The 15,894-nt window shown below is 46.0% G+C and carries 15 protein-coding genes; 5 read left to right on the top strand and 10 right to left on the bottom strand.

All coding sequences use genetic code 11. The features are described 5' to 3' along the window. Window positions 1-73 precede the first annotated feature (73 nt). Complete coding sequence (gene hmpA / locus ACXHJ2_RS25060) at window positions 74-1,303, bottom strand: NO-inducible flavohemoprotein (RefSeq protein ID WP_165079894.1); 1,230 nt, start codon at window positions 1,301-1,303, stop codon at window positions 74-76. A 388-nt stretch (window positions 1,304-1,691) separates the two neighbouring features. Here hmpA and ACXHJ2_RS25055 point away from each other — a divergent pair, with 388 nt between their 5' ends. Then, a complete protein-coding gene (locus tag ACXHJ2_RS25055) occupies window positions 1,692-3,233 on the top strand; it encodes a family 43 glycosylhydrolase (protein WP_165079895.1) in 1,542 nt (513 codons plus the stop codon). 94 nt (window positions 3,234-3,327) lie between these two features. On the opposite strand, the gene ACXHJ2_RS25050 is transcribed toward ACXHJ2_RS25055, so the two are convergent. From ACXHJ2_RS25050 to ACXHJ2_RS25030, 5 genes are all read right to left on the bottom strand, one after another. Then, window positions 3,328-4,038 (bottom strand): GntR family transcriptional regulator, encoded by a 711-nt coding sequence (locus ACXHJ2_RS25050; protein ID WP_013373714.1) that lies wholly within the window; start codon window positions 4,036-4,038, stop codon window positions 3,328-3,330. A gap of 206 nt (window positions 4,039-4,244) precedes the next feature. Then, a complete protein-coding gene (locus tag ACXHJ2_RS25045) occupies window positions 4,245-5,654 on the bottom strand; it encodes a glycoside hydrolase family 1 protein (RefSeq protein ID WP_044786772.1) in 1,410 nt (469 codons plus the stop codon). A 71-nt stretch (window positions 5,655-5,725) separates the two neighbouring features. Further along, on the bottom strand, window positions 5,726-7,054 hold the full coding sequence (gene celB / locus ACXHJ2_RS25040; protein WP_165079896.1) for a PTS cellobiose transporter subunit IIC: 1,329 nt from the start codon (window positions 7,052-7,054) through the stop codon (window positions 5,726-5,728). Window positions 7,055-7,138: 84 nt separating this feature from the next. Next, window positions 7,139-7,471 carry a PTS lactose/cellobiose transporter subunit IIA gene (locus ACXHJ2_RS25035; protein WP_013373717.1) on the bottom strand — a complete coding sequence of 111 codons (333 nt, stop codon included), beginning with the start codon at window positions 7,469-7,471 and terminating at the stop codon, window positions 7,139-7,141. Further along, window positions 7,464-7,781 (bottom strand): PTS sugar transporter subunit IIB, encoded by a 318-nt coding sequence (locus tag ACXHJ2_RS25030; protein WP_013373718.1) that lies wholly within the window; start codon window positions 7,779-7,781, stop codon window positions 7,464-7,466. The genes ACXHJ2_RS25035 and ACXHJ2_RS25030 overlap by 8 nt, the downstream gene beginning before the upstream one ends. A gap of 263 nt (window positions 7,782-8,044) precedes the next feature. On the opposite strand from ACXHJ2_RS25030, the gene ACXHJ2_RS25025 reads away from it, so the two are divergent. After that, on the top strand, window positions 8,045-8,380 hold the full coding sequence (locus tag ACXHJ2_RS25025; RefSeq protein ID WP_238791003.1) for a hypothetical protein: 336 nt from the start codon (window positions 8,045-8,047) through the stop codon (window positions 8,378-8,380). A 157-nt stretch (window positions 8,381-8,537) separates the two neighbouring features. Continuing rightward, the gene (locus tag ACXHJ2_RS25020) at window positions 8,538-9,653 is read left to right on the top strand and encodes a WG repeat-containing protein (RefSeq protein ID WP_165079897.1); all 1,116 of its coding nucleotides are present in this window, start codon (window positions 8,538-8,540) and stop codon (window positions 9,651-9,653) included. 71 nt (window positions 9,654-9,724) lie between these two features. On the opposite strand, the gene ACXHJ2_RS25015 is transcribed toward ACXHJ2_RS25020, so the two are convergent. The 4 genes from ACXHJ2_RS25015 to ACXHJ2_RS25000 form a co-directional block, all read right to left on the bottom strand. Next, the gene (locus ACXHJ2_RS25015) at window positions 9,725-10,162 is read right to left on the bottom strand and encodes a hypothetical protein (protein ID WP_040102563.1); all 438 of its coding nucleotides are present in this window, start codon (window positions 10,160-10,162) and stop codon (window positions 9,725-9,727) included. Between the two features lie 214 nt (window positions 10,163-10,376). Next, complete coding sequence (locus ACXHJ2_RS25010; protein ID WP_165079700.1) at window positions 10,377-10,535, bottom strand: hypothetical protein; 159 nt, start codon at window positions 10,533-10,535, stop codon at window positions 10,377-10,379. A gap of 9 nt (window positions 10,536-10,544) precedes the next feature. Next, complete coding sequence (locus ACXHJ2_RS25005; RefSeq protein WP_025675743.1) at window positions 10,545-11,111, bottom strand: hypothetical protein; 567 nt, start codon at window positions 11,109-11,111, stop codon at window positions 10,545-10,547. A 13-nt stretch (window positions 11,112-11,124) separates the two neighbouring features. After that, window positions 11,125-12,639, bottom strand: coding sequence for a DUF4153 domain-containing protein (locus tag ACXHJ2_RS25000; protein WP_165079898.1), 1,515 nt, complete (start codon window positions 12,637-12,639; stop codon window positions 11,125-11,127). 148 nt (window positions 12,640-12,787) lie between these two features. Between ACXHJ2_RS25000 and ACXHJ2_RS24995 the strand changes: the two genes are divergently transcribed. Both ACXHJ2_RS24995 and ACXHJ2_RS24990 read left to right on the top strand, forming a co-directional pair. Next, entirely contained in the window at window positions 12,788-14,530 is a 1,743-nt protein-coding gene (locus tag ACXHJ2_RS24995; protein WP_165079899.1) for an ABC transporter substrate-binding protein, read from the top strand. A 153-nt stretch (window positions 14,531-14,683) separates the two neighbouring features. Beyond that, window positions 14,684-15,828 (top strand): IS3 family transposase gene (locus ACXHJ2_RS24990; RefSeq protein WP_457874148.1). Its coding sequence is split into 2 segments (ribosomal slippage): window positions 14,684-14,957 and window positions 14,957-15,828, totalling 1,146 coding nucleotides; the frame shifts between segments, so codons are not numbered across the junction. The last annotated feature ends 66 nt before the right edge of the window (window positions 15,829-15,894 follow it).

Below are 15,894 nucleotides of genomic sequence, written 5' to 3'. Positions count from 1 at the left end.
ATGAGTAGGATTTCCTCACAGTAATAAACACAAAAAAGACGAAGGACAACGATCCTTCGTCTTTTTTAATGTCTCACTGCGCTTCTGCTTCCCATGCACTGGCAGGACCAAAAAATTCATAGTGGATATCCGATGCAGGGATATTCCACTCCTTCAACAGGCCGTATACCGATTGCATGAATCCCACAGGGCCGCAAAAGTAATATTGGGCATTACGTTCCGGTATTACGGATTGCAGCCAAGCCAGATCCAAACGTCCTTCCTTGTGAAAAGCCTGGGCTAGACGATCCTGCTCGGTTGGTCTGCTGTAGCACCACCGAACGTCCGCCTGTGCATGTGTGGCGACCAACTTTTCCACCTCATTACGCAGAGCATGGTTATCTCCGTTGACCGCTGCGTGGACAAAGGTGACGGGCCGACCTGGAGTAGACTTCACCAAGGAAGCCAACATACTGACCATCGGGGTTAGCCCGACTCCACCGCTAATCAATACAACAGGTCTGCGATCTGTCTGATCCAGCGTAAAATCACCCGCAGGTGCAGACACCCGCAGCACATCGCCCTCCTGCACCTGCTCATGCAGATACACAGATACTTTACCCGCTGGGCGAGACCCGACGGCGTCCTCGCGTTTTACGGATATCCGGTAGTAAGGTTGGCCCGGTGCATCTGAAAGGCTATATTGACGGATGTGGGTGTTATGTTCACCCGGAATCTGCATCTGCAGACTGATATATTGCCCAGGCTCGAATGCAGGCAGCACCTGTCCATCCTGCGGCACCAGATAAAAGGACGTAATCTGGTCGCTTTCCTTAACCTTTTTCTGCACAACAAAGTTCTTAAAGTCTGACCAGCCTCCCTGCTGCTGTTCAGCGTTCTTGTACATTTCAGCTTCCACATCTATAAATACATTCGCAATCACACCATAGGCTTCGGCCCATGCGTTGATGATCTCATCTGTTGCTGCATCCCCTAGCACGTCCTTGATCGCAGCGAGCAGATATTTCCCGACGATAGGATAATGCTCTGGCTTAATCCCCAAACTACGATGCTTATGTGCAATCTGACGTACCACCGGAAGAATTTCCTCCAGACGGTCAATGTGCTGTGCGGCCGCATATACAGCATTGGCCAACGCACCTTGTTGACGTCCTTGCTTCTGATTCGCGTGATTAAATATATTGAGAAGCTCGGGATGGGCCTCGAACATCATCTGGTAAAAACGCTTGGTGATCGTAGTTCCGTGTACCTCCAAAACAGGTACAGTCGATTTAATCGTTGCAATGGTTTGCTCACTTAACATCGTAGTATCCCTCTTCTCTCCAAAATAAGATGAACAATAGTTGTTATTAACATAGTTCCCTTTTGTTAACCCTTAATTAAAGCAAGTATACCCACATAAAGCAATCGTTTATGTGATTCCAGTCACTTTAAATTTGAAATAATTCATGAACGTGTCAATGACAAAGCGCACAATCACAAACAATTCTGATATAAGTGACGAGCTTCCCTATATACCTATTTCGTATGTAATGATCAAATTTGCTCTTTCTTCTAACAGCAGTTTACCATTCTAAAGACTTCAATTTATTCCACTTGTAAACGCTTCCAGTTAAGATAAAATCAAAGATGAGGTGCCGGACAAGCCCTTCTGGCCCATCCTATCCGTGTTAAAGGAGGCAGATGATATCGTGAAGTGGATCAGCAACAGCAAATCGTTAGCCGCATGGATTTGTATTATACTCGCAGTGGTCGGTGCAGGTCTTCAACCTAATGCGGTACATGCCAATACTACAGGCGTTACGCAAGCAACCTATGGGAGCGAGATGAACCCATCGCTGAATGGTATAGACGCCGCTAATGCAGAACTTTCCTTGAGTGCAATAGCAAGCACAGCCATTACGAACGGAACAGATTGGAAAGACACCGCAGGTAACCCGATTCAGGCAAACAGCGGAAATATCCTAAAAGTAGGCTCCACTTATTATTGGTACGGCGAGCATGCCGAAAACTGGAAATTTGAAAAAGTGAACGTATACACCTCGACCGATTTGAAAAATTGGTCCTTCCGCAGTAGTATTCTCACCAAAGATTCCGCCCCTGAGCTGAATTCAAGCAAAATTGAGCGTCCCAAAGTCATTTACAACAAATCCACCGGAAAATATGTATTATGGGCACACTATGAAAATGGCACGGACTACTCACTCGGTCGCGTAGCTGTCGCTACCAGCGATACACCCGACGGGAATTTTACTTACCAAGGCAGCTTCCGCCCGCTGAATTATGAGTCTCGTGATATGACGGTATTTACGGATACTGACGGTAGCGGCTACCTCATTACAGCTTCCCGTAAAAATGGCGGCGCCAACGATACGATGGCAATCTTCAAGCTGACGGCCGATTATACAGGTGTGCAGTCGTTCGTTGGCTGGATTTTTGAAAATGGCTATCGTGAAGCCCCCGCTGTTGTGAAAAAGAATAACACCTACTACCTGTTTACCTCACAGGCATCCGGCTGGTATCCGAATCAGGGTGCTTATGCAACCGCCAGCTCCATGACTGGAAGCTGGTCTGCTTTGTCGCCTTTCGGCGATCCGGCGGCTTATGGCTCACAAATCCACTCCATCGCCACAATTACAGGCAACGCTGGAACCAGCTACATCTATATGGGCGACCGCTGGAACCCGCTCAATCTGAGCGATCACAAATTTATTTGGTTGCCACTGACCTTGAATGATGCTAATAAAACGGCAACCCTCAATTGGTACAGTAGTTGGGATTTGGATGCTGCCACAGGCACAGTCATCCTGCCTTCTCTTGTGAATCACGCGCAAGGCAAAACAGCAACTGCCAGCTCAGCCGCCTCCGCTTCTCCGGCTTCACTGGCGAACGATGGTAACCCTCAAACTTCATGGAAGGCTACATCTGCATCCTGGCCTGCATGGTGGCAGGTCGATTTGGGCAGTACCAAGACGATTAGCGAAGTGGATATTTCATGGTTTATGTACAAAGGATCTGAGGCATATTACAAGTATAAAATCGAATATAGTACGGATGGTGTTCATTATTCCACCATTGACCGCACAAGCAATACCACATATGGCTTTACCAGTGACAAAGTTAACTTCCAAGCCCGTTACGTGCGCATCAATCTTGTTAATGCGGTGTTATTTAATAATCCAAACAACTGGTACACCCCAACGGTGCATGAAGTCAGGTTGCTTGGTCATTAACTTGCTTCATTAAAAAAGAACAGGCAGGAGAATCCCATATTAGATAGGCTTCTTCTGCCATGTTTGCTTTACCACCTGTTTCGTACTCATTCGCTCAACGTATCCGATTTACTGTGGTAAACACAAATTTATCATACCGATGCCGTGAGAATGAGTATTCAAACGGTATACCCGTATCCAGATAACCTACCTGCTCAATTTCTAAAACTGGATCATCCGCACCGCAATCCAAATGTTCCCAATCTAGCTCGGTCGACTTGGACGCACGGATGGTACGATGTGAACTGACAATATTAAGGCCCAGCTCCTCCTTAATATGTTTGTACACTGAGCCGTGCAACACCTGCTCGGTAATACCGCTGATCAGCTTGGTAGGCATGTATGTGCGCTCTATCACATACGGCTCTCCTTCTACAATACGCAGACGGACTACATGATACACAGGAGAATTGGCATCAATAAATAGATGCGCCGCTACCTCTTCAGATGGAAATTGAACGTCAAAGGCTATGATTTTACTTTTGATTTCTTTCCCGCGCAGTACGTTGGTCAGCCCCAGCATTTCATTCACAACGACATTAACCGGACCATTATAGACCGATTTGACGATAAAGGTTCCGTGCCCTCTTTTACGATTCAACAGCCCTTCCGACACCAACGTATCCAATGCCCTCTTAATCGTCATCCGACTTACCCGGAACTCACTGGCCAGTGAAATTTCGTCGGGGATCGGATCATCACTGCTATAGGTCTTATCTATAATGCGCTTCTTGACCTCTTGTGCAATCCGTTGGTATTTATTCATCTGTCTACCACCTGTACTAAAATTTGTTTTATGTCAGCATTTTACCAAAAATATCGGTAGCGCTGGTTCTTTTGGTTCTGCAGGCGGGGACATCGAGGTATTATGGTATAAGTAAGTATACCGAACAATATACTTTCTCACCAGCAGTATACAGGGTAACTTGGCTTGGTGATAAAAAAAGGTGGTCCAGAGGACCACCCACCACCTTAGAATCCGTTATTTTCGATCACTTGTTTGAACCAGTGCCCACTCTGTTTAACGGATCTTTTGCCTTCGTTCTGAAGGTCGACAGATACGAAGCCATAACGATTTTTATAAGCGTTCGTCCAGGACCAGTTGTCCATAAATGTCCATAAGTGATAGCCTTTCACATTGGAGCCTTCTGAGATGGCACGTTGGACCCATTTGAGATGCTCACGGATAAAATCAATGCGATAGTCATCATGGATCATGCCGTTCTCATCCCTGAATTTTTCCTCGCCTTGAACACCCATTCCGTTTTCTGATATGAAGCATTCAATGTTTCCATAATTCTCCCTGACGTTGGTCAGAATGTCGTAAATGCCCTTCTCATAAATCTCCCAGCCTCGCATCTCATTCATCTTACGACCAGGCATGGCGTAATAATCGAAGAATCGTTCCGGCACAAAAGGCGCATCTGGATTCGGAAGACTTTCGCGAGCCTTGACTCTGCGCGGCTGATAATAGTTAATCCCCAGCAGGTCCACAGTGCCTTGACGTATAATCTCCCGGTCTCCGTCTTCCATGTTTGGTACGAATCCCTCTTGGCGTAACAACTCCACGAGCAAAGGATTAAATTCTCCCGTCACAGATGGGTCTAAAAAGGAACGGTTAAAGAATGCGTCGCATATTTCAGCAGCCTGCACGTCTGCCGGGTGCTGGCTACGCGGATAAGTTGGCGTCAGGTTCAAAATAATACCAATTTTGCCCTTGTAACCGCCTTCTCTGTAAGCCTTAATGGCACTCGCGCTCGATAGCAAGGTATGATATCCCACCTGTACAGCTTTCCCGAAATCCACTTCATTTGGATAGTGGAAATCGTACAGATAGCCGCCTTCCACCGGGACAATCGGCTCGTTATGTGTAAACCATTTGGCTACACGATCCCCGAATAGCTCAAAGCAAGTGTTAGTGTAATCCACGTAAGCTTCGACCGTCTCCCGGTTTACCCAGCCTCCTTTTTCCTGTAAAGCCATCGGCAAATCAAAATGATACAGATTCACAAACGGCTCAATCCCCGCCTCATGCAACTCTGCAATGACGGCATTATAGAATTGAACCGCCTTCTGGTTCAATTCACCTCTTCCTGCTGGAAACAGGCGTGACCAGGAAATGGAGAACCGGAAGGAGTTATGGCCAAGCTCTTTCATGAGTGCAATATCTTCTTTGTAACGAGTATAGAAGCGGGATGTATCGCCAGGTCCCACCCCGTCATAAAAACGGTTTGGCTCCTGTTCAAACCAATAATCCCAGATGTTCGGTCCTTTGCCGTCTCCCTCCACGGTTCCTTCTGTCTGGGTCGCCGAGGCTGATGACCCCCACCAGAAGTCGGATGGAAAACAGTATTGAATGGCTTGCTGCTCTGTATCTTTCATTTCGGTATGATTCACAGCTCTACTCCTCTCTCTTTTGCAATGAATAAGCCGCTAGTTCAGGCTCATTCACACTACATTCCAACAGTTTGATCCTTACCTGCAATGGCTGCTTGGTTAATCTCCTCTTCCTGCTCTTTACGGACGTTCATTCGATCAATAAATTTCAGGAATGGGAACCAAATGACAAAAACGACAGCCATATTAAACAACTGCAGTACGCCTCCCATTAGAGATCCCGTAGCCATCATTCCACTAAAGAACAACGGCATCGTCCAAGGGACCTGTATTCCGTTAGGCGGTGGTACAAGCCCGGTGGACATCGCGAAGTAAGTAATCAGCGTAACGATCATTGGAGCAATGACCCATGGGACAAAAATAAGCGGATTCATCACAATCGGCAAACCGAAAATGACGGGTTCATTGACATTGAATAGACCTGGTCCAATGGCCAACTTACTGACCTGCTTCAATTGCTTGCTCTTTAGGAAGATCAGAATCGTGAGCACGACTGCCAATGTCATACCTGTACCACCGATACCTACGGTATAAATATCCACAAACTGCTTGGTGATAATATGCGGCAGTTCTGCTCCTTTGGAGTACGCTTCGTAGTTTTCAAGTGCCAGCGTATTCCAGATCGGTTCCATGACTGAGTTGATAATAATCTGACCATGAAGCCCAAAGAACCATAAAAGCTGAACAAAGAAAATAGCAATTAATGTAGGTACAATACCACTGCCCAAATGCACCAGAGGTGCCTGTACAGCATGATATATCAGATCATGCAAGTTATTATGAAGAGTCAGTGTAACTACAACATTAATGATCAAAAATATGCCCAATGTGATACACGCTGGAAGCAAAGCGGCAAACGATTTGGCAACAGCTGGCGGAACGCCTGGAGGCATTTTGATAACAATGTTCCGCTGTGTCACTCTTCGATAAATTTCAGCAGCTATAAAAGCAACGATCATGCCAAGGAACATGCCTTTGGCCCCAATTCGATCCAACGGAATGACACCAGCAATCGTGGCACCGCTTTCTTGTGTCAGCACAAATGGGGTGAGCATCAAGAAGCTGACCAACGCGATCATGCCGCCGAATATGGGCTCGACCTTATAACTTCGGGATAAATAATAGCCGATCCCGACAACTACGAATAAGGTCATGATGTTCAGGGTGGCACTCGGCGCAATGTTCAGCAGACTGTTAAAAGTCGCATAATTACCGTCACCCATCCAACCTTTGAGAAACGGCAGATTGATAATAACGACAATGATGGAGCCAAAAACTGTTAATGGAAATGACAACATAAATGCATCACGCAGTACAGTAAGATAGCGGTTGTTGTTCAGTTTACCGGCAATAGGTATCAGTATCCGGCTTAATTTCTCAAACAAAGCCTATTCCTCCCCGCGAAGTGACTTGCATCAATAGAGTTGCAAGCATTTCATGTCCCAAAATTCACAATTTTACAGGTCCTGCTATAAACTTCTGGATTTGAACAGCTCCAGCAGTTCTTTAACCAGATCCTTCATGGTAACCGTGGACATCAGATGATCCTCGGCATGCATCAGAAGGAGCGAGAAGGGAGTTTGAGTACCTCCCGCTTCCTTCTTAACCATTTGAAAATGGATATCATGTGCAGCACGTAAATCTTGCTTGGCTTCTTTGAGCAGTTCGTCCGCACCTTCTACATTTTCATTTCGGTATTCAGTCAGCGCTTGAATTACTTTACTGCGAGCGCTTCCACTGTGAAGAATAAGTTGGAAACTAATTTGCTCTTCCGTCAGTTCAGCTATATTGATCTTATCCATTTTTGCGTTCCACCAGCTTTACGGCCTGTTCATAGGCTTTCTTACCGTCAACCATTCCGTAGGCCATCATGTCGATCACTTCTACATGAATACCATATTGAGATGCTTCCTTTTCCAGTTGTCCTTTAAGAAAACTCATTTGCGGGCCAATCAATACCGCGTCAGCCTTAGCCATATCTTCTGCCGCCTGATCTTGACCTACTGCCCAAATTTCAGCCTCATCTCCAATGGACTTAGCATATTCCTGCATCTTGGTAACCAGCAAACTTGTAGACATACCTGAGCTGCACGCCAGTAAAATTTTCTTCATGATTATTCCTTCCCTTCAAGGTCTGATTGGATGATAACTACTAGAAAACGTTTACAGCGTAATTATAAATCCGCTTTTCGCATTTGTCTATACATTTAACATATATGTATAGACTTTTTTTAAAATGACACATTTTCTTCTTTTTTTGAAAAATGAACTGATATTATCTTAAATCTCTCAATAATAATCGATTCTCACTATAAGAGATGTGCGAGGCTTAGCGAGCAGCGGCATCAAGCACTTCAGGATTGCACGCAGGATATATGAGGAAGCACCCAGAACGCTACGTTGCTGCGGTACTACCGGAGCTTCGCTTTGAGGATGAACAGTTTAATATCGTGCTGTCTGCCCATTTTCTGTTTAGGTATAGTGATCGACTCGACTATGAGTTTCATAAAAATACGGTACACGAACTGCTAAGAGTGGCTTCAGAGGAAGTCCGCATTTTTCCTCTGACCGATTTAACAGGCACTCGTTACGATCTGCTAGATCGTTTGATTCTTGAGCTGGAGGCAGAAGGCTTACGGGTGACGGAGGCCAAGGTCCCGTATGAGTTTATGCGTAACGGCAACTCTCTGTTGAGCATCCGAAAGATGTAGGTCAGGTTTAGAGCTTTCACACACTGAAAATTAGAAAAAATTTGAATATCAAGAAACATTCCTACATTTTTATCGTCTATATTATGGAAGGCCTTACGTATGAGGGCAGAATTCTTTGAAGCCCGAAGTTAAAATCAACTCACAAAGGAGCTTATGCATGTTGAAAAAGTTAGGATTAGCTGCATTGATTCTGGTGACTAGCCTCTCCGTTATGGGAACAGGTTGGGCCGCATCCAGTACAACAACCATTGAAGTCTCTAAAACCGCTGTAGATTACAACATTGCTCGTCCTTCAAGCGATGGTGCTTTCCATGATGGCTTATTGGCCGCTGAAACATCTGCCGGAAACCTTGTGTATTACAATACCAAAGGACAAAAAGCTTTCTCTCTTCCCGCCGAGCTTAAACCTATTGGTGATTTTCAAGAGCAACGAGCTGTAGTCAAAAATACAAAAACCAATCTCTATGGATACATTAATACCAAAGGGACACTGGTTATTCCTTGCCAATATACCGAAGCCAATGTCTTTTCCGAAGGCAAAGCCAAGGTCACAATAGCAGACACCAAAGAAAATGCAATTATAGATCGAACGGGGAAAATCCTTTCTCATTTTAAAGAAAATGTGGATTCAGAATATGTATTTACAGACGGTCTGGCTCTTGCCTATGCCCCTAACACTGGGAAGATTGGTTTTGTGAATGCTTCCGGTAAACTAGCGATTCCTTATCAATATAAATACAGCCGTAGTTTCTCGAATGGCTTGGCTATTGTTCAAAATAGCAAGGGGCTATACGGTTATATCAATACGGCAGGCAAAGAAGTCATTCCACCTCAATACAAATCCGGCGGAGACTTCTCGGAAGGATTAGCTCCAGTACAAAATGCCAAGGGTAAATGGGGATTCATCAATAAACAGGGAAAAGTCGTGATTCCCTTTAAATTTACGGATGCACAGGATTTTAGCGAGGGCCTGGCCAGTGTGAAAAATGCGAAAAATGAGGTTGGGTTTATTGATAGAACCGGAACATTGGTCATTAAATATCAACAAAAATATGACGTTACATCTCCATTCAAGGAAGGCATTGCTTTAGTCGGTAAACAAGCAAACTCATCCGTTTCGGACGGAAAATTCGGATACATCAATCGCCAAGGTCAACTGCTGACCAAGCTTGAATACAGATCGGAATCTTCTTCCTTCTCTAATGGTTATGCTGTTGCTTTTATCAAGCCAGGCAAAGCCTTCATTGTATCTAAACATTCTGTTTCAAAATAAAAAACAACCCTGGAGGCAGATCGAATGGATCTGCTTCCAGGGTTGTTTAGATTGCCAATATCTCAAACCACTTAGTCGTGTGTATAGAATTTTACGCCAGGCAGATCAGCTGCCACCCAAGAATAATTAATAGTATTACTGTTGTAATTTTTGGTCCCCGCCTGAGCGATCTGTACTTCCTTCAAGATCGTAATCGATGATCCCTTCGGTCTGACGACTACGACATGACCATGTCCGTCCGCTTTTTTGATCCCAATCGTAGGGTACCCGAGATTTGCTCTTTTTTGAGCATCCTGAAAAGTTACAGAGGACCAGCCTGGCGCCTTTTTATTCAGTAAAGCATCAGCCATTTGATTGGCTAAGCCACCTGGCAAGGAAGCCGACATCGCAGCCATCACATCTTGCGCGAAAATATTACATTTTGTTCCACCTACTGGTGAATACTTTTTGTTCGTTTCTACCTTAAAGCCATCGATTACAGATGCGTATGTGCTTGCACTTCTAGCCATTGAAAATTCCCCCTGAATATAAGTTGTAGAGGAAATGACGGAGTCGCTTGAACATCTGAATGGCTCCACATTCAATTGATGTTGGCTTCAATTCCCTCTCAACTATTAGGGTGATTTCCGGCTTACTTTAACAACGCAATACCACAGAAAATGAACTCTTTTTATATTTCCTATTCAGATTCCATTCACAGTGATAACCAGGGCTTTTGCTTGATTAATCATCACTTAGTTGAAGACTTTCTTCACTGATTACGGTTGGAACGATAAGCTCAGAAGTAGTCGCAGGCTTAGCGGGTGTAAAATAGTCTGCAACCCCCACCATTACAGCAATGCCAATAAACAGGACGATCCAATTACGATTCTTTTTCATCATCTGTACCTCTCATTCTTCACTGCGCCCGTTCAGCCACTTGAACCAGTGGAGCAAATGACTGAATCGGTATTCATGCTGGGAAGCATACGTCCATACCTCTGGCTCTTCACCAGGTTCCCTCCAGACGAGCATGGAAAAGTGACCTTCTTTCTCGCTTGCAACCGACAGCAGCGAAAGACGATCATCCCCGAATCGGTAAGGGGCCGATTCTACCCAGTAATTTCGCATATCGCTGATCCAGCTGCGAAAATGCTGTGTACCTACGATTCGCAGCACTTCATCAGGAAGGAGCAGATGCTCATGGATGTCCTTCCAATCCCCTGCATATTGGTACCGCGCTGCCAACATTGGACTGAGCGGTCTCACTTTGCCTAGAGCCAACGTAGGGATGCAGGTGACGGGAACGACCGGGCCAATACGCTGGATAGCATAAGCACGGGCTTCCTCCTCACTCATCCCGTAGGACATAGCCTCCACGAGAAAATCATTCCGCCTTACACCAAATTGATACTGATATTGTGACATTTCATCCTGTAGCTCCAATACCATATCCTGTGTCGTATCTGTTCCGATCATTCCCAAACACCTCTCATTCCAAAATATAGTCGTGCAATTCCTGTTGCGCTCGATACTTAGCCCAATTGAATTCTGGCCAATTCGATTCTTCTCTCGTCATGCTCATCAAACGGGTTTGTAAAAACTCATCCAGCGCTCCATGTTCCTTACGGCTAAAATCAATCAGCAGTGGAATCGCGTCCGCTGACAGCTCACTCAAGTATTCCTTGTCTATCACCGATGTTGTACGATACCGTTCGAGATTATTTTCAGCTATCCGTACATCAATGCCCACATAGTTCACGACGACATAGGCGATTAGAGTGAGTACAATATAATATTTCGCCAGCGGAAGCTGGCGGACATGAATGCGCACAGCTGCAACGAGCAGCAGCAAGCCTAGAAAAATCATAAATGCGTGTACCAGATAGCGGATATACGTATAGCCGTATGCTTCTTCGTACATGACCAGCCGGGTATATCCCGAGTACAGCATCACACCCGAACAACCAACGAGTATGTACAGCAGGCCGCTGTTCAATCTTTGTACTATACCTGAGCCGAATTCAGTCCACTTCAATACACTGATCATCAGCACAAAGTTGATACCTGTTACCATAACCAGCTCCCCGAATCCTCTTCTCGCATATTCAGCATACGAGGTTCCTTCTGGCAAAGCCCCTTCCCATGCACCAAACAGATATCCGAACTGCAGCACAACGAACACAACATACACCAGATTCATGACAATCAGCACTGTAGCGGTAATGACAGGATCAAACTTGATCGCGACCGGTTCGTGGTAAGGTGCTGCTGCTGCTGGCTGAGCCTCTCTCTCCGTATTCCGCGGAGCAGGCTGTACAAATCCCCACAAGTAACAGAAAAAACAGAAGGTAAAAAAGCAGGTCCAAATCAGCCGCGGCAAACCACTCCCAAAGGTCAATGTACCAATCCATGCGGGTATGCCTGATAACAACTTTTCGAACATCCCGTCTGCGGAAGCCAGCAAAGATATAATAATGAGTAGCAACGGCAAGGCAATAAGTAGACCGATTATCACTTTACCCAATACACGCTTACGCTCATCCTTTACATTCCGAAAGGCTGCCGTCTTAAACATCCGAAACGGGGTCACGATATGGCGAAAATTTTGATAAAACCAATGGCTTAGCGCCTGACCGATAATACCGACTTCCGACCAGCCATGCCTTTTTTCCCCGAACAGCAACACCATATGCACGCTAATCAGAGCAGCTATAGCCAGAGCATTTAACACATAGAAGATCGGGTTATCGAACAGCACATATGTCAGTGCCAGCATCATAATGACTACAAACAACAGACGTCCTATCCATGAAAGGGGCTGGCAACGATCTCGATTAAAGGAATACATATACACGTAAAATACAATAACAAAAATAGGCATAGACACGCCCAGCCCATGTCCGAAGAACAGATATTGATGAACCAGCGCCAACACAATAGCGCCAGCAAAGGCGGACAACAATGACGCTTTCGGTAAAGACGATCCACTCATCTTGTCATGCATGGTAAATACCTCCACAACTATGCTTTATAACCCTTATTGTAGATGATAAAATAAGAAGATAAAGAGAAATTAATCGAAATAAAATTTCCTATTTTATAAAAGCAGTTACGCTTTTACTCAAGGGATAGGGGAAACGGAGCATTCCTGAATGAAACTTCACGCCCAATTTTTACGGCTTCACTCCCACGCAGCTGACGACAGGGACGAGAACCATACCATAGAGACTACGCTGGATGAGCTGGCGGCTATTTTTGACTGCACCCACCGCAACGCCTTGATGATCATTCAGAAAATGGAGCAGCACGACTGGATACAATGGACTCCCCGCCGAGGCAGAGGCCGCCGTTCCAGTCTACGCTTCCTCATTCAGCCGGAAGACATTGCCGTGCAATCCATGATGCAAGCCATAGACCGCCATGATATCAAACGCGCACTGGATGAAATCCGAGCTCATTCACGCTCCTCCACCATGCAGGAGCATTTACAAGGCTGGCTGCTGAATTATTTCGGGCATCACGCAGAGGTGCGCAGTGATCAGCAGCAGATCGACACGCTGCGTCTGCCTATTCGCCAGCAGCTCTATACGCTGGACCCGTTGTACTTGAACTGGCTCGCCGAGTCCTTCGTATCCAGCCATGTTTTTGACGGGCTGGCCCGCCGGGCGAACGAGAGCGGCGAGATTTTGCCGGGACTGGCGCACGCTTGGGAAGTGGACACTACTCGTACGCAGTGGACTTTTTTCCTGCGTAAAGAAGTGCTGTTTCATAACGGCAAAATACTGACCGCGGAAGACGTCGTTTATACCTTTGAGCGACTGAGCCTGGCGCCGGGAAGGAGACTTTACCATTTTATCGTCCGGCAAATTCAGCACGTTCAGGCGTTGAGTCCGACGATGGTACGCTTTGTACTAAAGGAGCCGAACGAGCTATTTCTATCCTTCCTGTGTACCAGCCGGGCTGCAATTGTACCGCGTGAGCTTAATCAGGTGGGTGAAGCCGCATTTGGCGTCCGTCCTATCGGTACAGGGGCTTTCAAGGTCACGGAAATGAACGAAAGCCTGTGCCTACTTGAGGCTTTTTCGCCCTATTTTCAAGGTCGTGCTCATCTAGATCGGGTGGAAATCGTCCAACTCCCGTGGGCAACTAAGCTAGAATCGTCGGATATGGAAGACACCGCTTCCTCTTTTCACATTATCCATAATCCTATCCTGGCAAGAGACACGGATACCGCATGGAGCCAGATTCACTCGGCAGCTTCGGTGCGCAAATTTATCACATGTAACACACACAAGGACGGACCGCTGCGCAACCCGGAAATACGTGCTCGGATTGTAGCATGTCTGGATCATCGCCCCCTTCCTTCAGCAGTGGATTCATCTAACGCTAACGATTCATGTGAACCACTGGCGGCGTTGCAAATTGCCACCATTCCTGAGTATAGAGCGGATGCAGAACGGGTCGCGGCCCAGCTCGAATCCTGTGGATATACCTGTAACATCGTAGCCGCATCCATGAATGAATTTAAAAGTTCATCGATTCGTATGGAGTCAGACTTAATCATCTTTTCTCTGTTTCGTGACCGTGATGAGCAATTGCGCCTGTTTGATCTGTATCTTAATGTATCCGGACATGTGGAGCCGCATAGCCGCGTGGATATCGAAAGACTGCTGCGCGAAATTGCACGGGAAGCTGATCATACCGTCAGAGCGCAGCAATTTGAACATATCGAAACTCGGCTCATGGATGAGCACCAGCTGCATATCTTATATGAAAAGCCCGTTCAGACGGCATATCTTCCTACTGTACGCGGCGTATCCTTTAACAGCCAGGGCTGGGTAGATCTGCGTCATGTATGGTTTCCGCCTGCCCAGCTCCCAACTCCTCTCACTTGACGGCAAGGACGCTCCTTCAAATGCACTTCCAAATAAAAAAGGTATCCTCTTCTTCATAGGGACTGACCCCTTAACGTGAGACAAATCAAAACACCTTCAAGAGAATGCAACCATGTCGTAAGATATGGAGACAACCTTGGAGGTGTTTTTTCGTTGGCAACAAGAGTCAGTTATCCATTAGAAGTTAAAATGAAGGCGATTGAAATGAGAATGGCTGGTATACCGGTCAAAGAAATCATGGAGCAATTAAACATACGAAACAAGACACAAGTGGAAACTTGGATGAGATGGTACCGTAATGGCGAGCAGAACCGTTTAGAGCAGCCTGTAGGCAAACAATACAGCTACGGCAAAGGGCCCGAATACACTTCGGAATTAGAGAAGGTCCAGGCTGAGAACAGGTTTTTGAGACAACAACTAGAGTTGCTAAAAAAGTACAGCGTAATGGAGAGGAGGTATCGTCAAAGATCGTAATGGAGTGGATAGAGTCGATCCGAGGGGAAGTGAGTGTGAAGCAAGCTTGTGCATGGATAGGAATCTCTCGCGCCACGTACTATCGCTGGAAGGCGGAGTATGCGAGCAAACTTGAGGATCACTTGGTAGAGAAAATCCGTGAACTCTGTATCCAGCATAAATATCGTTATGGATACCGGAAAATCACCGCCTTGCTTCGGAGGGAGTATGCGGTAAACCACAAACGCGTGCAACGGATTATGCAGCGTGAAGGGCTGCAATGTCGTGTCAAAGCGAAGAAACGGAAACCTACTGGGCAACCCATTCATATCGCGGAGCATCTACTAAAGCGACAGTTTGAAGCAGATACGCCTATGCAAAAACTTGTAACGGACATTACGTATTTGCCATTTGGAGGAAGAATGTTGTATCTGTCGAGTATTTTAGACTTGTTTAACGGAGAGATTGTGGCATACAGTATAGCTGACAAGCAGGACACCGCCTTTGTGCTCGATACCCTTCGTCAGTTGCCATCTCTACCAGGTGCAATACTTCATAGCGATCAAGGCAGCGTCTACACATCCTTGGCCTACCAGGAAGCGGTAAAAGGAAAAGGCATTACCATGAGCATGTCCCGTAAGGGAACGCCTGCTGATAATGCCCCCATCGAATCGTTTCATTCCACACTAAAGTCTGAAACGTTCTATCTCGAAAGTTTAACCTGTACGACGACGGCAATCGTCGAGCAGACCGTTCGAGAGTACATCCTTTACTATAACTCAATTCGCATTCAAACAAAACTAAACAACCAGTCGCCGGTTCATTTCCGACAACTGGCTGCTTAAACTTGGAAGGTGTTTTGATCCCTGTCTCACAAACGGGGGTCAGTCCCATAAGAGAATACCTTTTTT

Source organism: Paenibacillus sp. ALE3 (assembly GCF_054113405.1).
This window is presented reverse-complemented; position numbering and strand designations above follow the sequence as displayed.